This window comes from Chloracidobacterium validum, assembly GCF_018304825.1.
Taxonomy (GTDB): Bacteria; Acidobacteriota; Blastocatellia; order Chloracidobacteriales; family Chloracidobacteriaceae; genus Chloracidobacterium; species Chloracidobacterium validum.
Map to the genome: position 1 here is coordinate 1,283,178 of NZ_CP072648.1, position 22,048 is coordinate 1,305,225.

A 22,048-nucleotide genomic window follows, 5' to 3' on the forward strand; every position below is an offset into this window, starting at 1 on the left:
ACAAACTCAATCAGGTCAACCGACGCCAGGCGCGGTTTAGGAAAGCCAATCGCGCGCAGCGTCACTGACCAGGCTAATCTTCAGTTTGAAAAGCAAATCAGCGGAATGCCGAGTCATAGGCTAGCCGGTTTGTGTCGGTTCCAGCAACCCCAAGTTGCTGAAGGATGACCTAGGTGTTACAGGCCGTATCAGTGGTGCGTGACAACTCGAACAAAAAACGGCAAGATATGAGCGTTCCAAAAACATAACTCGGTTCACTGCGAGGTTTGCTATGCCCGCTGTTTGGAAGTTCACCCATGCAGCCGCCAGGCGGTTGTCCAGGTTGGTTTGGTTTGGTTTTTTGGCGTTATGGCTCGGTTACCCGGCCCTGGTCAGTGCCCAGGGGACGACATCCCGGCTCACTGGCACGGTCCGTGACCCATCGGGGGCGTTGGTCGCTGGTGCGCGCGTCACGCTGACCAACGAAGGCACAAATGCCACGTTTGAGGCGCAGACCAGCGACAGCGGCGTCTATGTCTTTGATTCAGTGCAAGTCGGCGTCTATAGCGTGACGGTCGAAGCCAGCGGCTTCAAGCGGCTGGTGTTGAAGGGAAACAACGTCAATGTCGGCCAGCCGACAACCGTCAACGCGACGCTGGAAGTTGGCGGCACAGAGGAAGTTGTGGAAGTGACCGATGCCGCGGAGCGTATTCAGACCAGTAGCTCCGGCAACCTGGGCAATCTTGTCGAACGGCAGGCCATCGTTGCCCTGCCCATTGTGGGTTCCCGCGGGCGCAATCCGCTTGATTTCATCAACTTTCAGCCTGGCGTCGTCACTGGCGCGAATACCGGCGGCGGTGTTCACGTCCACGGCGCGCGCGACCGCGCAGTGAACTTCACCCTGGATGGCATTGACACCAATGAAACCAGCGCCGGTGGGTCAAACTTTTCCCCGACGCGCGTCAATCCCGATGCCTTGGCCGAGTTTCGCGTCATCACGAGCAACCCATCGGCCGAGAACGGACGCAGCAGCGGCGCACAGGTCAACATGATCACACGCTCTGGGACAAACGAGTTTCACGGCACGGCCTTTTGGTTCTACCAAACGCCGGGCTTCAATGCGAATGAGTACGAAAACAACCTCAACCGGATCGTCAAGCGGCAGTTCGTGCAACACATTGCCGGCGGCAGTCTCGGCGGACCGATTGTTCGGAATCGGCTGTTTTTCTTCACCAACTTTCAGGCACTGCGCGCCAGTGAGGGGCGTCCGGTGACGCGCCTGGTCTATACCCAGACGGCGCGTCAGGGTATTTTCCGCTACGTCATTGGTGGACGCAATTTGCCGTTTGGCGCGGCTGGGGCTTCGGTAGATGCCAACGGCAATCCGGTGCCCGGCCTCAACCTTGGTTCATACAATATCGGCATGATGGATCCGCAGGGGCTTGGGTTGGACCCCACCATTCGGCGTGTCATTGACTTGACGCCGTTGCCGAACAATTTCGCGGTTGGGGACGGCCTCAATACAGCCGGCTTCCTGTTCAACGCCCGTGGGCGTGAGCAGCAGGAAGATTATGTGACTAAAGTCGATTACGTCATCAGTGACCGGCAAACCATTTTCGCGCGAGTCTCGTGGGGGCGGCAGGATTCGCTGGGCGATTTTGCCAACGCCGGCCCCGCGGCGTTTCCCGGTACCGCGCGGTTGGTGGACACCCGCCGCAGTCCACGCAATGTCGCTATCAACCATCGTTGGTCGCCAACAAGCAGTTTGACGAATGAGTTTGTCGTTGGACTGAATCGTTTCACCTTTAGCTTTGACAACCCAGACCCAGAGTTTGCCACCAATCCGCCGGTCACGCTCAACGACGTGACGACGCCGACGTCAAACTTGGCTCCAGTCATCAACCGGCGCGCGCTGACCACGTTTCAGTTCGTGGACAACCTGACCTATGTGCGCGGCGCGCATACCATCAAAGCGGGTATGAACCTTCGGTTCGGTCGGCATATTGACCGCCGCACTTCGGTGGCCGGTCTGAACACGCAGCCGGCAGCGAACTTCAGCACGGCAATCAACACCGTGAGCGTGGCGGCCTTTGGCATTCCGGGCAACATCAATACCGCCTTTGATTTGCCGCTCTTGCAACGCACGATCAACAACTTGCTGGGGCGGGTCGGGCGCGTCTCGCAGGCGTTTGTCTCGATTGGGAATCAGTATGGTCCACCAGGCACTGTCTTCACTGCTGACGCGCGGTATCCAGAATATGACTTCTATGTACAAGACACTTGGCGGCTCCGGCCCAACTTGACCATTGACTACGGTTTACGGTGGGAAATCCGCCCGGCGTTTCAGGAGCCGCGGCGGTTGGCTGTGCCGGATCAGCGGCTGGTTTTTGGTGCGCCGCCAACCAACACGGCCCGGTGGGTCAATGGCGAAGCCTTTTCCGATGACCTGAACAACTTTGGGCCAAGTGTCGGGGTGGCCTGGGACCCCTTCAAGGATGGCAAAACCTCGATTCGCGCCAACTATCGGCTGGCCTACGACCGGCTCAACACCTTTTTGGCTTCCTCGTTCTTGCTGCCAACAGTTCCCGGTGCGACACTTGGCGTTATCAACGATACCTTTGGACAGGGCGGGGGACGGTTACGCAACCTGCCAACGCTCGCTCCGCCGGCCGGGGTTTCCCCGGACACGCTCCGGCAGCCGCCGGCCTTTTCCGCCAACGCCATCACGGTATTTGATCCCAACTACCGAACCCCAAAAGTTCACCAGTGGGCGCTGAGCATTCAGCGCGATCTGGGGTGGGGATTGGTCATTGAAGCCAACTACATTGGTCGCCATGGCAATGGGCTGTTGGGTGGCTATAACGCCAATCAGGTCAAGATTTTTGAAAACGGCTTTCTGGATGCCTTCAACACGCTGCGTCCGTGCGCGGTGTCGGGAACGTTTACGCCGGCCTGCAACAGCGCGCTCATCAATCAGTTGTTGGCAAATCCAAATGGCTCGCAGACCACGATCAACAATTTTCGCAGTGCCATCGTGAACAACAGCGTGGCCGGCTTGGCGACTTCGCTGGCCCAGCAGATTGGGGCCAACCTCCCGGCCCGTGGGTTTTCACCGTTCTTCTTCTTTGACTTTCCGCAGTACACTGGCGGCGTCTCCGTGGTGGACAACTTCGACTTCTCGAACTACCACGCGGCCGAGCTTCAGTTGTCACGACGGTTTCGGGATGGTCTGAGCTTCCAGATCAGCTACACGCTGGCCAAGTCACTCGATACCCGGTCATTTGATCCGACCTTTACCGTGGCAGCGGCTGGGGCGGTGCAATCAGCCAGCAGCACGCCGTTTGACCTGCGCAACCGGCGGATCAACTACGCCCGGTCAGATTTTGACCGGACGCACGCGCTTCAGGGTAATTTCGTTTACGAATTGCCCTTTGGACGTGGGCGGCAGTACGCCAATAGCCTCAATCCAGTGATTGACCAAGTCATCGGCGGCTGGATGGTCGCCGGGGTTCTGCGGCTGACTTCAGGGCGGCCGTTTACGGTCTTTTCCGGCGCCAACACGCTAAGCAACGCAGTTCAGTCGTTTGCCAACTGCAATGGCTGCTCACGGTCGCTGGGTTCGGTGCGTCAGGAGTCGGGGACAAACTTTTACTTCACGGCCGATGAGCGCACGCGCTTCAGTATCCCAGCGCCGGGAACGTTGGGAAACACGGGGCGGAACTTCTTCAACGGCCCGGGTTTCTTCCAGCTTGATCTGACCGTGGCCAAATCATTCCGCATCATTGAAGGCGTCAACCTGCAATACCGATTGGAGATGCAAAATGCCACCAACACGCCGTCCTTTGCTTTTCCTGTGACGACGGTAACCGCGGGGACGTTTGGTCAGATTCGGGATGCCGTGGTGAGCGGCGCGCGCCGGATTCAAATGGCGCTGAAGTTTACGTTCTAGCTTTCCACTTGGTACGATACACATAAAAACGGTGAATGGTCAGACTGGCCATTCACCGTTTTTTGTGTCACTCAAGGGCCCGCTCAACGTCCTTTTTTGTCCACGTTATAGCGTTCCAGGACCTCGCCGGTTAGTCCGTCAATCACAACGCAGGGACGGTCGCCGAGATTACTGATATGTAAGTTCAGCGCTGACCTTGCGTCTTGGGCGCGGATGACATAGATGAAGCGTTCTTCGGGGCTGTTCCCAATTACGCGGATGAAGAAGTCGCGCATGACTTCATTCGTTCCACCGGGCATGGCTGATGTCCTCGGAGTGTGTAGGATACGCAAATAATGCGAACGAAACCGTTGGCGCAAAGTGTATGACGCCATACGGTTATGGGTAATGGGCGAATATAGCCACGGCAAAATCATTTGGTCAACCTTCGCTGGTGCGCGGCTCGGTTTTACCTTTCGGAGCCGGTCTGAAACGTCCGAGCGGGGCACAATCACCGGCCTGCTCGTGGTCGCTGACGGATGACGTGAGGCGCTTGCCTTCGGGTTTGGGGTCGTTCTGGGCTGCGCTGAAGGCGGTGGTGTTTGCGGTCGCCCGCGTCGCGGAGTAAGCTGTGCCGGCCACATTTCTCACTGGAGGTTCTCCGTTATGGCCGCGCCTGAAGAACGTAAAGTCGTGATCATCGAACGCAAGGATGACGCCACCCCGTCGTCTGGAGATCTGCCAACTTCGGCAAGCGAAGAGCCAAAGGGGACAATCGAGGAAATCACCAGTTCCGTCCGCGAGCTGGCTAGGAACCTGCCTGAATCCATCGGCAAACTGCCCGGTTCGATTGGCGCTGCGATCCAGCAGGCGCTGGCGAGTCGTGACCTGAACCTGACCGTGCACCTTTCCGAAGATGCGATGCGTTCGATTGAAATGCTTGTGCAAGCTGGTATTTTTGCCAACCGTTCGGAAGCTGCGGCCTACCTGATTGGGGAGGGAATTGTCGCCAAGCGCGACCTCTTTGAGCAAGTCACCGAGAAAATTATCCAAATAGAGAAGCTCAAATCAGAACTGCGCTCCCTCACGGGACGTGCCTAGGTGGTTACGGCAACACTGGATCGGAAGCTGGGGGCTGGCTTTTGCTCTGGATCATAAAGTTGGTTGTCCATGCGTTGTTTCGCGTGGTGTTTACACTCGAATATACCGGCGTTGAGCATGTTCCCCTGACGGGCAGCGTAATCTTGGCTGGAAACCATCCGAGTTACCTTGATCCGGTGCTTATTTCACTCCCGGTTCGGCGGCGGATTCGCTTTGTGGCATGGGACAAGTTGTTCACCATTCCGGTATTGGGTCCGCTGATCCGTTTTTTTGGGGCGTTTCCAGTTGATACCACGAAGCGCGACCAGCAAGCTTTCCAGCAGGCGCTTCAGGTGTTGCGCGATGGCGATGCGCTCGGGATTTTTCCCGAAGCCGGTCTTTCCAAGGAAGCCCGCATGAATGCGCTCTTGAAGTCAGGTGCGGCGCGGCTGGCGCTCGCTGCCCAGTGTCCACTCGTGCCGGTGACGATTGCCGGCGCGCGTGCGGCGTGGCCGCGTCATCAGTGGTTGCCCCTTCCGCGAAAGATCACGGTCAAGTACCACCCGCCCATCCACCCGCCACGGATGGATAGCGCGCTGGCGCCCGATGAGCCAGCGATTGCGCAGGCACTCACCGAGCAGCTCCGGCAGACCATCGAACGGCGACTGCTGCCGGCGCTCAAGGTGGGAGCCAAACGGGCTGAGCTGTATGGTCGCCCGGCTTGGGCGCTACGCTCATTCGAGTACACCCCGCTGTGGATGTGGCTGGTGGGTCTCCTGCTGGTCGGGCCGAGTTGGAGCTTGACGCTGCCGACGGCCGCTTATCTGGGCTACGTGCTGCTGGATATTTGGTATTTCCCGCAACAGCGACTGACCAAAACACTGCGGGATTTGGCCTTGCCGCTCTGGCTGGTGGCAGTCTATCCGTGGGCCGTTGCCATGTTTATCGCGCCCGATGCCCAAGCCCGTTTTCTCGATGCCAAGGCCGGGGTGCTCGGATTGGTCATGGCGAGCATCTTGTTTCCTTTCCACTGGACAAGTTACTACGACACGCAGCGTTTCATGCGGGGTCTCACGCTGGGCTACCTGGCCGTTTGGTGGCTGGAAGTCATTCGTCCTGAGCCGACGGGTTACGGTCCCCATGGACTCCTGCTCACGTTTGTCGTGGCCTACGCCGTCGTGATTCGTCCCCTGCATTGGCCGCTCGTGACGGCCGGGACACTCACATATTTGGCGTTATTCTGGTTACTTTCAGCCGAGCACTGGACGTTGGATATGCTTTACTATGCTGGGGCCGGGCTGGCTGTGTGTGGTTACGTGCGAGCTGTCAAGTTTACGGCCCATGATGGACGCTTGGTTTGAAGCGTCAGTCGAGGGTCAAGCTTAATAGTCTTGGTTGTAGCCTTGGTTGCGCGGCAGCGTTCACGCCCAGCGGAGTGCTTGGGCTTTCTTTGCCAACGGTGGGTTGGGGACTGTGGCCGGTTGGCTTGAGAGGGAAAGCTTCACATGATGACGACACTGATTCACTGGCTTGGGCAATCCTGGCTCTCCGCCCTGATTGACCTAGTGCTGGTGTTTTTCGTCGTATATGAGGTCTTGAAGCTCCTCAAGGGAACGCGGGCCGCCCAGGTGGCCATTGGCATTGCCATTGTGGCGTTGCTTTACCAGGCCTCCCACTGGTTGCGCTTACCGACGCTGGAGTTTGTCATTCGGCATAGCCTGCTCTACGTTGGGTTTGCCGCGGTCGTGCTGTTTCAAAACGAAATCCGTACTGCCTTCGCCCGATTTGGAACGAACTTACGGCTTCCAGCTAGGTTTGGATGGCGTGCGCCCAAATCTCCGGTGGCGCAGTACGAGGACGTGCTGCTGGCGGTGACGACCTTTGCCGCAAAGAAAACCGGTGCGCTGATCGTGTTTGAACGTCAGGACGACCTGGATGAGTATATTGCTCGCGGCGTCAAACTCGATGCGCTCGTGGGCTATGACCTGCTGATCAACATCTTCAATCCAGAGGCTCCGCTCCATGATGGCGCCGTGATCATTCGTCAGGGACGTATTGCCGCCGCAAGTTGCTTTTTACCGCTGACGCTCAATCCACGGCTGTCGAAAGACACCGGGACGCGCCACCGCTCGGCAATTGGGGTCACTGAGGAAAGCGATGCCTTTGTCATTGTTGTCTCTGAAGAGACTGGGATGGTGTCGTGCGTCGAGGGCGGCCAGATCAAGCGCGGGCTTGGCATTCGGGAAGTTCGGGCGCAACTGTCACGCGCCTTGAATACGCCGACCGGTCAGGCGACGCCGGTCCGGCGGCGGCGGCGAACCATAATGGATGACGCCTCAAACGTGGATTTTCTAACCGCCGAACCGCGAAGTGAAACCAGCGAGACGCCATCCACCGGTACACCAGCGCTGATCGGCGAAGGGCAACGCTCGCGGTTGAGTGAACGCGGAGCGCTCGATCTGGCAGCCATCTGGCGACAGGGTCAGCACTGGTCAGCCTGGTTAGGTGAGAAAGCGCGGGTGCTGATTGTCGAGAACTTCTTACTCAAGCTCATCGCTGCGCTCATGACCAGCGCCCTGTGGCTTTCGGCAACCAAGCAAGACGCGATTCCGTTTGTCTTGCGTGGCGTTCCGATCAATTACCAGGGCTTGCGGGAAGACCTCGTCATTGCCAATGGCAGTGATGTGCAAGAAGTTACCTTGCGGGTGCGTGGTCCGCGCGACGTGGTTGAGCGCCTGCGCCCTGAGTCGTTTGTGGTCACCGTCCCCCTGGACGGCAAGAGTCCGGGCGACCGGGTGATTTTGCTCCGTGAAGACGCAAGAATCGAAAAACCCACCGGGGTTGAGATTCTCGAAATTGAACCAGCGCGGATTACCCTGAGTCTGGAGCGCCAGGTGGAACAGCAAGTCGAGATCAAGCCAAACTTTCGTGGGGTGTTGCCGGTTGACCGGGAAGTGGCCGAGTACCAAGTAACGCCGCCGGTGACAAAGCTGCGCGGGCCGGAGGCCTTGGTCTATGCCTTGCAGTCAGTCGGCACTGAGACCATTTGGCTCAATACCCATGACCGATCCTTTACCGAACGCTACAAAGTGGATGTCAAGGACCCACGAATCGCCATTATTGGCGCGCAGGAAGTCGAAGTGAGGGTAGCGATTCGGCCGATTATCGTCCGCCGGCGTCTGGAGATAGTTCTGGATGTGCCCGGCACACCCCCAACGCGCATCGAGGTCACTGTGGAAGGGCCGAAGTCAGTTGTTGAGAAGCTACGCGCGCGCGATTTCCAAGTGACCGTCGGGAAGGAGCTGGTATCGGAGCGTCCGCCCCGGCGGTCCGTCGTGGTGACGCCTCCCGCCGATGTCGCCGACCAAGTGCAGATTGTCAACGTCAACCCCGGCGAGGTTGTCAATCGCGCGCCCTGAGGGGTCACCGACCGTTTTTTGCAGGGGCAGCTTTTGGGGGTGTTACTTCTTATTCGAGCGTCCTGGCCGACTGGCGTAAGGCATTACGGCGAAACATTGTGAGCAGAAATGTGCAGGCAAGCATGTCATCCAGGAGAAGCGCCGCATACAAGGCCATATCACCGCGAACCCCGGCTGCCATCAAAAGATGAATCAGTCCCAAGTTGATCAGATAGAGCAGGAACAGCACAGCCGACATGAAGAGCAGCGGCTGAATCGAGGCCCGGTACAGGCTGGCGCCCTTCTTGACGCGAACCGCCGAAATACGGGCCAATGCCAGTAACATGACGGTAATAATCAACGTGCAGGACGTGCCAACAAAGAGATCAGACGCCATGGCGAACGTTCCAATGACTGATAAAATGCTGATCGATGCCGTGAGGGGGCATGACGGAAACGACCGAGGTCAAGGAAACTGGAGGTGGCGGTCGGAATCGAACCGACGAATAAGGGTTTTGCAGACCCGCGCCTTACCACTTGGCTACGCCACCGAGCGTAAGCGTGGCCTGAGCTGCGCGACAACGACCGCCGCGACAACGTGGCTCACACCGGACAAGGGATGCTAGCGACCGAGTCTTCGCCTGTCAATCTGTCTTCGGCTGTTCGTCAGTGGGCTGAAGGCGCCTGTGTTGGTGCGTTGGTGCGGGGGGCCGGCTGGCTTCCGCGCCGGTGGGCCTGTCGGTTTGGCATCCTGGTGGCGGGGCTACTGGCGCTCGTCAGTCCGCGGTTGCGGCGGGTCGGCCAGGACAATCTGGCGCTAGCCTTCCCGGAACTCCCAGAGCCGGCCCGGACGCGCTTGCTCTGGGGGTGCATTGCAAACCTAGGGCGGCTGTTCGGCGAGTTTTCCCAGCTTCCCAAGCTCCATGCCGGGAACATCGCCGAACTGGTCGAGTATGAAGGCTTTGAGCATTTCGCGGCCGCGCGCGCCCAGGGGCGCGGCGTCATTTTCTTTACCGGACACCTGGGGGCGTGGGAGTTGAGCGCCTATGCCCATGCGCTTTATGGTCATCCCCTGACGGTCTTGGTGCGCCCGATTGACAACCCGCGGATTGACGCCCTGGTGCGTCACTATCGCACCAGGAGTGGCAATCGGATACTTTCAAAGCACCGTGATCTACGGTCGCTGGTGGCCGGCTTGCGGCGCGGTGAGACGGTCGGCATCCTGGCCGATGTCAACGTCCAGCCACAGCACGGCATCTTTTGTCCGTTTTTTGGCCGTCCGGCCTGCACGTCGCCGCTGGTGGCGCGGCTGGCGCGGCGAACCGGCGCCGTCGTCATTCCAGGCTACATGGTCTGGGACGCCCGGCGGGCGCGGCATCGGTTGATTTTTGAGCCGCCGGTTGATTTGGCGCGAACGACCGACGAAGCCCACGACATTGCGGAAAACACCGCCCGCTTGACGCGCCGCTGGGAAGCCGTGGTGCGGCGTTATCCTGATCAGTGGCTATGGATTCATCGCCGCTGGAAAAGCCAACCGGCAAGCGCCGTCAACCCGACGGCGGTTCCGGATGGCGCTACTTTTGCGACGTTAGGACGTGATTGATGTTGAAACAAAAAAACACTGCCTGGTTCTGTGTGAACGTGGCGGCTGCCTTGTTCTGGCTATGGAGCCTGGGGGCGCTGCCGGCGCGCGCCGAGGGGGCTGCCTTTTGGGAAGCCGCGCGGAAGGAAGACTACCTCAGTGGTCGCCTCGTTGGGTTATCTGTGTCTGATAATGGTATTTTGCGCGTCGTACCCACCCCGCAACTCCTGGGCGATACCCAACAGCCCTTTGCCCTCTGTAGCCTGCTGGTGGGCCAGGATGTCTATATCGGAACCGGTCACGACGGCAAACTGTTCAAGGTTGCCACAAACGGAACGATGACACTCGTGGCTGACTTTGAAGAACTGGATGTCACCGCCCTGGCCACCGACGGAAAGGGTACGGTATTTGCCGCAACCTCGCCGGATGGAAAGATTTATCAACTCACCGGCGGCAGCGCACGGGTGGCTTACGACCCACCGGAAAAATATATCTGGGCGCTGGAGTGCTTGGCCGATGGAACGCTGGTGTACGCAACGGGGGCGAAAGCCGGCGTTTTTGCCCTTGTTCGCGGAGAGATGGCGGCGCGGGCGCTGTTTACCACCGATGAGTCAAACATCACCAGTCTCCTGGTGGCACAGGATGGCGCGATTTGGGCCGGCACCGATCCCGGAGGATTGGTCATCCGCATGGCGCCGGATAAAACGGTAACGGCCGTGTTTGACGCTCCATCGCGTGAGATTCGCCAACTTGCGCAACTGGCCGATGGCACGGTTCTCGCGCTCGGCATCGGCGATGGCAAACCGGCGGCAGCCACCAGTAGCCCGGTCACGTCGGCCGATGTGACCACCGGTGACGGGGAAGGTGGCGCGAGTCCGCCGCTGCGCCCGGCCTCCGGGGGAACGACCCTGTATCGGCTTGGGAGCGATGGACGGCAGGCCCCCATCTGGACGACCGGCGATACGGCAACGGTGCTGGTGCGCTGGCAAGCTGGCGTTCTGGTTGGCTTGGGCAGTGGCGCGTCAGGTGGGCAAGGGCGGTTATTTTTCATCACGCCCGATGGTCAGGCCTCGCTCTTTGGGACGGTTGACGAGGAGCGCGTTGCGGCGGCCAGTGTTGGGGCGAATGACGCGCTGTATGTCGTGACGAGTGGGTTGGCCAAACTCTACCGCCTTGGCCCCGAAAATCAAAACGAAGGCGTGTTTACCTCGGCGGTGCAAGATGCTAAGGCACTGGTTGAAGCTTGGGGATACTGTTACCTTGAAAGCAAAGGAGATGTCGTCTTTCAGACACGAACCGGAAACACCCAGTCGCCAAGTTCGCTGTGGAGCGATTGGTCGGCGGAAACACCGTCGCCTGGGGGGATGATTCGGAGTCCCAAGGCTCGTTTTCTTCAGTGGCGAATACGGTTGAAGAAAGGGGCGGAAGTGACGGCCGTGCGCATTGCCTACTTGCCTAAAAACCTGCCGCCGGTGATTACGTCATTCAGCGTGCTGCCGGTGGGGGTTGCTTTGCAGGAAGCCGTCATGCCGCCGCCTGATCCAAGTCTGGTGACCTCTGGGCTGGACCCGCTCCAGTTCGGCATCATTGCCAACCAGCCTCCCCGCAAGGTTTTCCAGCGCGGCGCGCGAACGCTTCAGTGGCAGGCGGAAGACAAAAACGGCGACACCCTGACCTACCGGCTGGCCTATCGGCTGCGTGGGCAAACGAACTGGAAACCGTTGGCTGAAAAGCTACGCAATCCATTTTTTGTCATTACACCCGAACTGCTGCCGGACGGAACCTATGAGTTTCAGCTAGAGGTCAGTGACAGCGCATCTAACCCCACGGCGTTGGCGCTAACATCCACACAGCTCCTTGGCCCGGTGATTATTAACAATCGCTTGCCAAAAATAACTTTCCTTCCTTCAGTTATTTCCGAAAAGGAATCGAAACTGAAAGTTGAGATTTTGGCGGCTGCCTTTCCGCTCAAATCGGTCGAGGTGGCCTTCAATGGCGGAGACTGGGAGCTTATCTATCCAGACGACTTGGTTTTAGACTCGGCTAGTGAAACTTTTACATTGACTTATCGGCAGCTTCTTCCGGGTGAGTATCTCGTGTCTATCCGGGTTTTGGACGCGGCCCTGCAAACGACGAGCGAAAAGTTTATCTTAGCCATCAAACCGTAGAACGGGGGGCCGGTGAAGGTGAAAAGGCAGTACCGTTCCCAAATAGGTTCTCGTATGTCAGGCGCATCTGGGTCGTTTTCCGCACGGTGCGGGTTCTCAGGTTGGTCTCGAGGTGGAGCTTGATTCGGGTGATAGGGCATCTGGGAGTGTCGGCTGACTCAGAAACGCCCGCCAGGTGGCCAGGGCTTGACCGTAGTGCTGGGCCGCCAGCGCCAGCCGTTCGACGAGGAGTGTCCCGATGGTGGTTTGGCGGGGATTGGGGAGGTAGATGATTTTGGCGAGGTCGTCATCCGTGAGGGCGGTTTCTAGTTTTGACGTGAGACTGATAACGTCACTGAGGTAGTCGCCCAAGCGGGTTGGGGTGGAGAGCGTTTCGCGCATGGTCCATTCTGCCGGGTGGTCCCAGTAGTTGGATAAAATGCCGTTGACGACATATTCGATGCCGCCCGCCATGGCGATGAACCACTCCCCACCAGACCGGTTGTTGAAGTCGTGGTAGGGAAGCGGTGGTCGCCAATACAAAGCTGTTTCAGGAAGGTCGGCCAGGTAAGCTTGACCCTCGGTCAGGAGTTGCTTGTACTCTTGTGTCAGACTCCGTAGTATCGGCATGGGTATCTCCCTTGGGTTCGTGGTGGCTACCGAACCAGGCGGCTCACCCTAAGCTGCGAAACGGACCGGTGACGTTGGGCGCCGGCGCAGCGAATCGCCCGTTCGTGATTTGCCGTTGATTGGTTTTGCTCTTGGCGCTGGCGCATGCTCAGGCTACTCAACATCGAAAACATTGCTGTCGTGCATCGGCAACGGGTGGCGTTTGACGCTGGATTGACTATCGTAACCGGCGAGACCGGGGCCGGGAAGTCACTTGTGGTGGATGCTTTGGCGCTGGCGGTCGGGGGGCGCGCGACGGCCGACATCATTCGCGCCGGTGAGTCACGGGCTGTGGTCGAGGCGTTGTTTGATTGCCCTGCGCACCCAGCGGTGGCGCGCATCCTGTCGGAAGCCGACATCGAGGCCGGGGACGAGTTGCTGATTCGGCGGGAGGTTGCCGCGAGCGGCAAGGGACGCCTTTTCATCAACGATCAGCTTTGCTCGGTGGCGACTGTCCGGGCGCTGCGTCCATACTTGGTGGACATTCACGGGCAAGGGGATCAGCAGACACTGATGTTTCCATCGGCGCATGCTGGTGTGCTCGATGCATTTGGTCAGCATGTGGCGCTGTCCGACGCCACGGCCACAGCGTTTTCGGCTTGGCAAACCGCACGGCGCGACCTCGACCAGCTCAAGCGGGACGAGGCAAGTCGGTTACAGCGACTGGACATGCTCAATTTTCAGCGCGCCGACATTGAACGAGTCGCCCCGCAGGCTGGTGAGGATGAGGACTTGCGGCGTGAACGGATGCGGCTGTCCAATGCGGAACGGTTGTTGGCGCTGGCGGCGGGCAGTTATGACTTGCTTTATGAGCGCGAGGCGTCAGCGCTGGACTTGGTGGCGCAGGCGCTACGGCGGGTTGAGGATTTAGCGGCCGATGACCCGGCGCTGGCCGATACTGTAGCTACCTTGGAAGCTGCGCGGTACGGGATTGAGGAAGCCGCCTTTGCGCTGCGCGATTACGCCGATGCGCTGGTCGTTTCACCAGAGCGGCTTCGTGAAGTCGAAGCGCGCCTGGATGCTCTCGACCAGCTCAAGCGCAAGTATGGCGGGACGCTCGCTCAGGTTCTGGCCACGTTCGACCAAATTCAGCATGAACTGGCGAATATCGAAAACTACGACGCGGACGTGCGCCGCCTGACTGCGGCGGTCGAGGCTGCCGCACAAGCGTATCAGCGTTCGGCGCTCGCGCTTCGGTCGGCGCGACAAGCTGCGGCGCGGCGCTTTGAAGCGGCGCTCGAACAGGAACTCCATGCGTTAGCCCTACCACAGGCGCGGTTGGTGGTAGCGTTTGACGAGCGCCACGTAGATGCCCCTGAGACTTGGGAAGCATCCGGGCTGGAAGCGGTGGAGTTTTTGTTTACCTCGAACCCTGGCGAGCCACCCCGCCCGCTATCCAAGGTTGCCTCTGGCGGCGAGTTGGCGCGGATGATGCTCGGTGTAAAATCTATCCTTGCGCCAACGGATATTCCGCGTACGATGGTGTTTGACGAAGTGGACGTTGGCATTAGTGGGCGGGTTGCGGAGGCAGTCGGTGTCAGGTTGCGGCGATTGGCCGAGCGGCAGCAAGTGTTATGTATTACGCATCAGGCCCAGGTGGCGCGTTTTGCCACGACGCATCTGCGGGTCGAGAAAAGCATCGTGGACGGACGGACACGCGCGGAGATTACGTTATTGGATGCCAGGGAGCGGGTTGAGGAGTTGGCGCGAATTATTGGCGGGGCTGTGGTCACCGATTCAGCCCGCCGCGCTGCGCGTGACCTATTGGCGTCAGAAGGCGCTGTCGGCGCGCCGACAACATAGGTTAATCTTTGATTTCAAAGGTTTTGTATTGTTTAAGTGGGCTGCTTTTCGATGCATCCGCGATCTGGTTTAGATTAAGACTTTATGGGGAGGGTCGGTCCTATGGAGCGTGAAATGAAAATCCGGGGGTTGATGATTGATCCAGCCGCGAATACCCCGATTGTCGTGCTCAAGGAGGTGGACGGCGATCAGTTGCTTCCGATTTGGGTTGGACCCTTTGAAGCCAACGCGATTGCCTTTGAAATTGAGAAGATGGCGCCGCCGCGTCCTATGACGCATGACTTGCTACGCAACCTGATTCTCCAGATGGACGGCCGGGTGCGGCGGGTGGTTGTGACCGAGCTGCGCAACAACACGTTCTTTGCTGTGATTGAGCTTGAAATCGCTGGCAAGATGATCTTTCTTGATGCGCGTCCGAGCGATGCCATTGCGCTGGCGCTTCGGGTTGACGCCCCGATCTTTGTTCACGAGTCGGTTCTGGAAAGCTCAACCTCCGTGCTGGTCGAGCGTTCGGATGGTGAATCGGTTGAGAAAACGGACGACCTCGAATTTGACTGGCCCGACGAAATTGACGAATCCGACATTGGCCGCAGCTAGGGCGTGACCCCCGGTTGGGCGAGCTGGGGACGCTCGCGCTACGTTTCGGCTGCTGTCAACTTAGCCGCCAGGGACTTTTGAGCAAGGGGAGCCATGGGTACGGGAAACGGACATCACCCGCGACGATTGGATACTTGTCTGGTTATTGCCGTCGCCAATCAAAAAGGGGGCGTTGGAAAGACGACAACTTCCATCAACCTGGCGGCTGGGCTGGCGATTCGTGGGCGGCGAACGCTCCTACTGGACCTCGACCCACAGGCGAATAGCACGCTTTCTTACCTGCCTTATGAGTCGGCTGGGCTGTCTGCCTATGACGTTCTCACGGATGTCAAGCTTGACCCATTGAGCGTGGTGCAGCCCAGCCCCGTGCCAGGTCTGGACCTGCTCCCGGCGCGGATCAGTCTGGCAAAGCTCGAATCCCGATTGGTGGGCGAGTTTGACGCCCCGTATCGCCTCAAGGATCGGCTTGAGCCACTGCGGAAAACCTATGATGCCATCATCATTGACACGCCCCCCACCCTAGGGCTGATCACGGTCAATGCATTAGTGGCTGCTTCGCACGTGCTCATCCCGATCCAGTCATCGTACTTTGCCATGGAAGGGACGGACGACCTGCTGGAGACGATTGACAAGGTCAAGGCGCGCCCGAATCCGAACTTGCAGGTGCTGGGCGTTGTCATTACGCTTCATGACAAGCGGACGGCGCTGGCCCGGGATATTTATCGGCAGATATACGAAGTGTTTGGCGACAAGGTATTTGAAACCGTGATTTCCAAATCGGTGCGGCTCGAGGAAAGCCCGGCGTACCGTGAGTCCATTTTTACGTTCGCGCCCCAGTCGAGTGGCGCGGTTGAGTACGCCAAGCTCTGTGAGGAGGTATTGCGTCGTGTCTAAGCGGGGATTGCCGGCTACGGTGCGCATGCGCCATGAGTCTCATTACGTCGAAGACCTGTGGACGCGCACGGGCGCACCCATTGGGCGCATGATTCCAATTGACCGACTTGAGCCGAATCCGGCGCAGCCGCGCATCGAGTTTGGCGACTTGGAAGAGTTGACCAACTCCATCCGGGAAAAGGGCGTTCTGGAACCGTTGCTGGTGCGTCCGGCTGAGGTTGGCGGGCGGTTTATGATTATTTCCGGTGAGCGCCGGTATCGAGCCAGCTTGCTGGCCGGGTTGCGCGAGCTGCCCTGCATCGAGATGGATGTTGATGACCGGGCCGTGGCCGAGATTGCCCTGATCGAGAACCTTCAGCGCAAGGACCTCACGCCCTTTGAGGAGGCCGAGGGGCTGACGGCGCTGGCCGAGCGGTTCAGCTACACGCACGAGGAAATGGCGCGCAAGCTTGGCAAGTCGCGGTCCAGCATTACGGAGTCACTGACGATTGGGAGCCTGTCGCCCGAAATCCGGGAGTTGTGTCGGCAGGCTGGCATTACCTCGAAGTCCACGCTTCTGCAGATCGTGCGCCGTCCATCGGATGAAGAGCGGCGGGCGTTGATTGCCCGCATTCGCCAGCTTGGACTCACGCGCGATGCCGTGCGCCAAACCACGAAGTCGGGCAAGCGAGCCGCGCCCTTCAAGTTTCGTTTTCAGGAGCCGTCACGCACGTTCACGCTCGACTTGAAGTTTCGCAAGTCAGACGTTGACAAGTCACAAGTGGTGGCGGCGCTCAAGCGCGTCGTCGCTGAGTTGGAGCAAGAACTGGCAACGGAGCGTCCCGACGCTTCGAGCGGGAGTTAGCGCGCTCCCTGCCCGTGGCTACTTCGCCCGTTTGGCGCGCGCTTGAAGCGCTTTGCGTTGTTGGCGGGCCAGCCAGCGGGCAAAGCGATCGAGGTAGGGGAGCAGCGGGCGCATCAGCCGCATGCGAAAGCTGTTGTCCTGTTCGCGGAGCGCTTCCAATCCCTTGCGGATGTATTCCCGGATGGCCGGCTCATATTCAGTTTTTTTCCGGCCGTGGGAAAAATTGAGGTGGTAGTGTTGCCCCATCAGGGCGAGAAGCGTATGGGTCAGGTTGACCCGCAGGGTGCGCCGGGCAACAAAGCGTTGCCACCAGCCCTTTTGATCCGTGAGAGGGCCGAGCGCGATTTCAAACCAGGCCCCGGAAACTGGTGTTTTGGGGTGGTAAAGCAACGGTAGCTTGTCGCGCTTATCAGCCGGCACGTTGCGGTCGAGGATGCGATCCACGAAGACGACGCGAGTAACCCCGGCGGTGTGGTTGCGGGGCAGGGCCGCAAAGGTGGTTTGGACAAGCTCTTCCAGGTTGAGTTTCGTTTTGTAGGTTGCGCGATTCTCGACTTTGATCATGGTCAGGTGCATCTGATAACGATTAACTAGGCAGGGCTACCGGTGGCAAGCGTCGGTGGAAGCCGTCGCCAGAGGTGAGGTATCCGTTGACCGCCTCATCTGATGACTGCCACGGCTAAACCAATTAAACCGCAACTATCGAGGAAGGGGCAACTCATCCAAGGGACGGCGTATGGCACGGGATATCGTCAAGGAATTTTTGTCTTACTTACGGGTTGAGCGCGGGCTGTCGGCGAACACGCTTGACGCTTATGGGCGCGACCTGGCCAAGCTCGCGCGCTTTGCCACCGAGCAGCAGAAAGAGGTACTGACACTGGAGCGGAAGGATGTGGCCGCCTTTGTCGAGTCGCTGTTCAAAGCCGGGCTTGACGCCCGTTCAGTCGAACGGGCGCTCGTCGTGGTGCGGAACTTTTACAAGTTTTTGGTGCTAGATGGTCATCGCAAGACAGACCCGACGGTGGCGCTCGCGCAGCCAAAGAGTTGGCAAACCCTGCCGAAATTTCTCACGCCAGAAGAAATCGAGAAGCTCTTTCAACAGGCTGACATTACGACTGAAACCGGCGCGCGCGACCGGGCAATACTGGAGCTGCTGTACGCCACGGGTCTGCGAGTCTCTGAACTGTGCAGCTTGAAGATCGGCGACGTGAACCGGGATGTCGGTTACTTGACCTGCTTGGGAAAGGGCAGCAAGGAGCGCCAAGTCCCGATTGGACGCTCTGCCTTGGCGGCGCTCACCCGCTATTTGCAGTTCCGCGCCGCGCGGCAAACCGACCGTGACAACCTCTATCTATTTGTCACGTCGCGCGGCAAACCGCTCACGCGCCAGCTTTGCTGGAAAATGGTTTCTGAATACGGGCAACAGGCCGGGCTGGGAGCGATCACGCCACACATGATCCGACACACCTTTGCGACACACCTCCTGGAGCGTGGCGCGGACCTGCGTTCCGTGCAGATGTTGCTTGGGCATGCCGACCTAGCCACGACCCAAATCTACACCCATGTCACATCGGAGCGTCTCCGAGAGACCTACCGAAAGTTTCACCCACGCCACTGAGCCAAGCGATGCCCACAGGCTTGCCGACCCTGGCGTATGAAAGGGCATAACTGGCTGGGTTCGGACTGACTAGGTGGCTATTGTCCCCGTGAAAGCAGGTGCGACACATAGGCGATGCCAAAGAGCGCGCCGACGGTGAGGATAAAAAAGCCAAGGACGGAGAGAATTTGACCAAAGACGTTCCACATAGCGGGCCTCGTCTCACATCTGGTGATTCGGTGGACGCATTCCCAATGTACTTTGTTTCTGGGCGCGTCACAATTTGATTCTTACCAAGGAAGAAGCCGATGCAGATTCTGATTTTAGCCGGCGGCAAGGGAACGCGCTTGCGACCACTGACGCTGCACACCCCCAAGCCCATCGTCCCCATCGCCAATCGGGCGTTTATTTACTATCAACTCGACCTGCTCCGTCCGCTGAACGTGGATGGAACCCTGGAAGTCCTGTTGAGCTTGTCCTATCAGCCCCGCAAGATTGAAGAAACCCTGACGCACGAAGAACTAGGTGGCATCACGATCCGCCCTATCGTCGAGCCGCACCCGCTCGGCACCGCTGGTGCCATGCGCAACATCAGGTCGCGCGTCACCGGGACGCTGGTGGTCTTCAATGGCGATATTCTGACCGATATTGACTTGCGTCCACTGCTCGATCGTCACCGCGCGCGGCGCGCGGCCGCGACACTGGTTTTGGTGAATGTGGCGGATCCAAGCGCCTATGGCGTGGTCGAGCTGGATGCCGAGCAGCGCATCCGCCAGTTCTATGAAAAGCCCGCGCCGGGCGTGACGAGTGCCTCATCCATCAATGCCGGTATCTACTTGCTTGAACCCGAAGTGATCGATCTCATCCCAGATGGACGTGAGTATTCATTTGAGTATGATCTGTTTCCCCGCCTACTCGCTTCGGGGCTGGCGCTGTACGGAGAAGTGACCAACGCTTACTGGCTTGATATCGGCACGCCAGAGCGGTATCGCCAAGCCAACGCCGACGTGCTCCACGGGAGACTGCGCCGCTATCCACCGGAATCATCGCCGTCTCTCACCGCTGATGGTTCACTGGTTGATGCCGAGGCGACGCTCAAATCTGGCGTGTCGGTGATTCGTTCCGTGGTTGGGGCAAACTGCTACCTGGAGGATGGCGTCAGTGTGGTGGACAGTGTGGTTTTGGCCGGCTCACGGATTGCGGAAGGCTCGCGCCTGTCGTCGTCCATTGTTGGGCGCGGCGTTCACATCGGTTCGCACTGTGTCCTCCGCGACGCTATCGTCGGCGACAAGTCAGTCGTGACCGATTTCTCCCGCCTGGGTTGAGACGAGGCGGGCGAGGGTAAACCGTCCCGCCGTTCCCAGCGGCCTGAGTGTGTAGGCCGCGGATTGCAAGGCTGCCAACTCACGCTGTGGAAAAATGACCAGCAAGCCGCCTCGCTTGCGGACTTCGGCTTCGACCGCGGCCGGGTCGGGAAGTTGATTAGGCTCGCGGGCTGCGTCGCAGCAGGTGGTGTGCCCTGGGTTGTAGAAAACCGGCGCGTACTCCCGGCAGCGAAAGAACGCGACAATCTCGCCGGGGCGCGCCTCGCGGGCAATGATCGTTGCCAGTGGCTTGGTTGAGAACCGTCCCTCGATGACCGGGAAGTATGTCGTTAGCCAGAGGACCATCCCAAGGCTGACGCCCGCCAGCCGGACCGTGGCCTGCGACGGCTCGTCCGCATACATTGCGCTGATGCCAAAGGCGGTGATGAGCCATCCCCCAAGCAAGAGATGCCATGTATCTAAGTCTTTTTCTGGAAAGTTTTTATGAATGGCAATTTGGAAAACTACATAAAGAATTATTTGACTGAGGCTGGCAAGCAAGAGCCACGGAAGGCGGGTTTTTGTGGACAGGCTCCACAAGCCATGGGCCGCAAGGATGCCGGCAAAGGGGATGGCCGGCAGAATGTATCCGGGAAGCTTCGAGCCGGAGATGCTGAAGAAAAGGAGAGGAAACAGAAAAGCGCATAATGCAAGCCGAATCAGTAGTTGACTGTCTGTCATTGAAGCTTTTTCTGGATTTGGTTTAGTCAAACCATCAGAGATGGCACGGTAGACTCCGACAAGCCAGAACGGCGTCCAGGGGATGATCCCGGCCAGAACGATTGGCACATAATAGTAAGGCGGGCCGGGATGACGAAACCGATTGGACGTAAACCGCTGAAGGTGATGGGCGATAAAGAACTCTTCGATGAATGCCCACCCATGCTGTGCGATAACTGGCGCATACCAGAGTCCGGCTACGCCGGCGAAGATCAACCCGCCGAGCACCGGCCGGCAGCGCCAGAAGGCTTGCCAGGGGCGTTGCCGGAGGTCTGGCGTCAAGAGCATGAAGAGCGCCAGGCTGCCGAGTGGCAGGACAAGCCCCACCAGGCCTTTGGCCAGGACGCCAACCCCCAGCGCGACGTAAACGAGCCAGCGCGTGATGGCGGCTGTTTTCAAGTGCCCTTGGGACGTCGCTCGAAAACTCAGATAGAACATGAGTATGGAGCTTGTAATTGCAAATGTCAGAAGGGCTTCAAATGTCGTTGCCCTAGCAAAGGCAAGCAGGAGCGGGCTGGTGGCCGTGATGACGGCGGCCGTCCAGCCAAGGTGGATTGGACGTAAGCAACCGAGCGCCAAGACGGTCAGGGTCGCGGCGATGGCCGAGGGGAGCCGTGCGCCCCACTCGTTGAAGCCGGTCACTTGGCAAGTCAGCCCGATGAGCCAGTAGAGCAGCGCCGGCTTTTCAAACCAGGTCGTCCCGCCGAGCGTGGGCGTGATCCAGTCACCGCGTTGCCACATTTCACGGGCGACTTGGGCATAGCGTGGTTCGTCCGGTCCAAGCAGTCCTAGCCCGCCAAGCTGCCAAAAAAAAGCAACGCCACAGGTGACCAGCAGGAACGCAACCTGGCGCACCGACGGACGAGCGATGGGCGACAGGGGATCAGGCATGGAACAAATCAGACGACCATTTGGTCAGAGGCACCGCCTTCGGACTCAGGTTACCAGTCCCGGTGGTGATCATCGGAAGCAATGCCCGGTGTTGGTTTGCCCAGTGTTGGTTGGTCGGGCAGGAGGTTTCAGAAGGGAACGTCCTTGTCGTTGACGGTTTCTTCCGGCGTGGGTTCGCCGCTCGTTGCGCGCTCGGCGCGTCCTTCGCCATCGCTTCGGCTACCCATGAGGTGCAGCTCGGTAGCCGTCACTTCAAGCGAGGTGCGTTTCGTGCCTTCGTTATCTGTCCACTCACGGGCTGCCAACCGACCTTCGACATAGACTGGGCTGCCTTTCTTGAGAAACTTGTTGGCAGTTTCGGCAAGGTTGCGCCAAGCCGTGATCCGAAACCAGGTGGTGGTTTCGGTTGGCTCGTTGTCGCCCTGGCCTTTCTTGCGCTCACTGGTGGCGACAGAGAACGTGCAAACCGGGACGCCCTGCGGGGTGTAGCGCATTTCAGGGTCGCGGCCGAGGTGCCCATAAATGATAATTTTGTTGAAGGACATAGTGGTTTTC

Annotated in this window: 18 protein-coding genes and 1 tRNA gene; 12 read left to right on the forward strand and 7 right to left on the reverse strand. The window is 59.1% G+C overall.

Annotated features, from left to right (window positions below; all coding sequences use genetic code 11):
- Positions 1-340 precede the first annotated feature (340 nt).
- Positions 341-3,928 (forward strand): TonB-dependent receptor, encoded by a 3,588-nt coding sequence (locus J8C06_RS05355; protein ID WP_211429745.1) that lies wholly within the window; start codon positions 341-343, stop codon positions 3,926-3,928.
- Between the two features lie 83 nt (positions 3,929-4,011).
- Here the strand turns inward: J8C06_RS05355 and J8C06_RS05360 are convergent, their stop codons facing one another.
- A complete protein-coding gene (locus tag J8C06_RS05360) occupies positions 4,012-4,227 on the reverse strand; it encodes a hypothetical protein (RefSeq protein ID WP_211429746.1) in 216 nt (71 codons plus the stop codon).
- A gap of 346 nt (positions 4,228-4,573) precedes the next feature.
- Here J8C06_RS05360 and J8C06_RS05365 point away from each other — a divergent pair, with 346 nt between their 5' ends.
- The 3 genes from J8C06_RS05365 (at position 4,574) to cdaA (ending at position 8,406) form a co-directional block, all read left to right on the forward strand.
- On the forward strand, positions 4,574-5,008 hold the full coding sequence (locus J8C06_RS05365; protein WP_211429747.1) for a hypothetical protein: 435 nt from the start codon (positions 4,574-4,576) through the stop codon (positions 5,006-5,008).
- 41 nt (positions 5,009-5,049) lie between these two features.
- Complete coding sequence (locus tag J8C06_RS05370) at positions 5,050-6,348, forward strand: lysophospholipid acyltransferase family protein (protein ID WP_211429748.1); 1,299 nt, start codon at positions 5,050-5,052, stop codon at positions 6,346-6,348.
- 144 nt (positions 6,349-6,492) lie between these two features.
- Complete coding sequence (gene cdaA / locus J8C06_RS05375; protein WP_211429749.1) at positions 6,493-8,406, forward strand: diadenylate cyclase CdaA; 1,914 nt, start codon at positions 6,493-6,495, stop codon at positions 8,404-8,406.
- A 49-nt stretch (positions 8,407-8,455) separates the two neighbouring features.
- Here cdaA and J8C06_RS05380 read toward each other — a convergent pair whose 3' ends face one another.
- Together J8C06_RS05380 and J8C06_RS05385 are read right to left on the reverse strand one after the other, a co-directional pair.
- Complete coding sequence (locus J8C06_RS05380; protein WP_211429750.1) at positions 8,456-8,782, reverse strand: hypothetical protein; 327 nt, start codon at positions 8,780-8,782, stop codon at positions 8,456-8,458.
- Between the two features lie 79 nt (positions 8,783-8,861).
- Positions 8,862-8,936: transfer RNA gene (locus J8C06_RS05385), tRNA-Cys, on the reverse strand.
- Positions 8,937-9,004: 68 nt separating this feature from the next.
- On the opposite strand from J8C06_RS05385, the gene J8C06_RS05390 reads away from it, so the two are divergent.
- Together J8C06_RS05390 and J8C06_RS05395 are read left to right on the forward strand one after the other, a co-directional pair.
- Positions 9,005-9,988, forward strand: coding sequence for a lysophospholipid acyltransferase family protein (locus J8C06_RS05390; RefSeq protein WP_211429751.1), 984 nt, complete (start codon positions 9,005-9,007; stop codon positions 9,986-9,988).
- Complete coding sequence (locus J8C06_RS05395; protein WP_211429752.1) at positions 9,988-12,135, forward strand: fibronectin type III domain-containing protein; 2,148 nt, start codon at positions 9,988-9,990, stop codon at positions 12,133-12,135. Before J8C06_RS05390 ends, J8C06_RS05395 begins: the two co-directional genes overlap by 1 nt.
- A 96-nt stretch (positions 12,136-12,231) precedes the next feature.
- Here J8C06_RS05395 and J8C06_RS05400 read toward each other — a convergent pair whose 3' ends face one another.
- Positions 12,232-12,744, reverse strand: a complete 513-nt coding sequence (locus J8C06_RS05400; RefSeq protein WP_211429753.1) for a hypothetical protein — start codon at positions 12,742-12,744, stop codon at positions 12,232-12,234.
- A gap of 144 nt (positions 12,745-12,888) precedes the next feature.
- Here J8C06_RS05400 and recN point away from each other — a divergent pair, with 144 nt between their 5' ends.
- The 4 genes from recN (at position 12,889) to J8C06_RS05420 (ending at position 16,921) form a co-directional block, all read left to right on the forward strand.
- Complete coding sequence (gene recN, locus J8C06_RS05405; RefSeq protein ID WP_211429754.1) at positions 12,889-14,586, forward strand: DNA repair protein RecN; 1,698 nt, start codon at positions 12,889-12,891, stop codon at positions 14,584-14,586.
- Between the two features lie 102 nt (positions 14,587-14,688).
- Positions 14,689-15,183 (forward strand): bifunctional nuclease family protein, encoded by a 495-nt coding sequence (locus J8C06_RS05410; RefSeq protein ID WP_211429755.1) that lies wholly within the window; start codon positions 14,689-14,691, stop codon positions 15,181-15,183.
- A 93-nt stretch (positions 15,184-15,276) separates the two neighbouring features.
- Entirely contained in the window at positions 15,277-16,077 is an 801-nt protein-coding gene (locus tag J8C06_RS05415; protein WP_211429756.1) for a ParA family protein, read from the forward strand.
- Positions 16,070-16,921 (forward strand): ParB/RepB/Spo0J family partition protein, encoded by an 852-nt coding sequence (locus tag J8C06_RS05420; RefSeq protein WP_211429757.1) that lies wholly within the window; start codon positions 16,070-16,072, stop codon positions 16,919-16,921. Before J8C06_RS05415 ends, J8C06_RS05420 begins: the two co-directional genes overlap by 8 nt.
- 18 nt (positions 16,922-16,939) lie before the next feature.
- Here J8C06_RS05420 and J8C06_RS05425 read toward each other — a convergent pair whose 3' ends face one another.
- On the reverse strand, positions 16,940-17,485 hold the full coding sequence (locus tag J8C06_RS05425) for a hypothetical protein (protein WP_211429758.1): 546 nt from the start codon (positions 17,483-17,485) through the stop codon (positions 16,940-16,942).
- A 172-nt stretch (positions 17,486-17,657) separates the two neighbouring features.
- On the opposite strand from J8C06_RS05425, the gene xerD reads away from it, so the two are divergent.
- Together xerD and J8C06_RS05435 are read left to right on the forward strand one after the other, a co-directional pair.
- On the forward strand, positions 17,658-18,539 hold the full coding sequence (gene xerD / locus J8C06_RS05430; protein WP_211429759.1) for a site-specific tyrosine recombinase XerD: 882 nt from the start codon (positions 17,658-17,660) through the stop codon (positions 18,537-18,539).
- A 287-nt stretch (positions 18,540-18,826) separates the two neighbouring features.
- The gene (locus tag J8C06_RS05435) at positions 18,827-19,843 is read left to right on the forward strand and encodes a sugar phosphate nucleotidyltransferase (protein WP_211429760.1); all 1,017 of its coding nucleotides are present in this window, start codon (positions 18,827-18,829) and stop codon (positions 19,841-19,843) included.
- Here J8C06_RS05435 and J8C06_RS05440 read toward each other — a convergent pair.
- Both J8C06_RS05440 and J8C06_RS05445 read right to left on the reverse strand, forming a co-directional pair.
- A complete protein-coding gene (locus J8C06_RS05440; RefSeq protein WP_211429761.1) occupies positions 19,811-21,493 on the reverse strand; it encodes an ArnT family glycosyltransferase in 1,683 nt (560 codons plus the stop codon). The genes J8C06_RS05435 and J8C06_RS05440 overlap by 33 nt on opposite strands.
- 128 nt (positions 21,494-21,621) lie before the next feature.
- A complete protein-coding gene (locus tag J8C06_RS05445; protein WP_211429762.1) occupies positions 21,622-22,038 on the reverse strand; it encodes a single-stranded DNA-binding protein in 417 nt (138 codons plus the stop codon).
- Positions 22,039-22,048 lie beyond the last annotated feature (10 nt).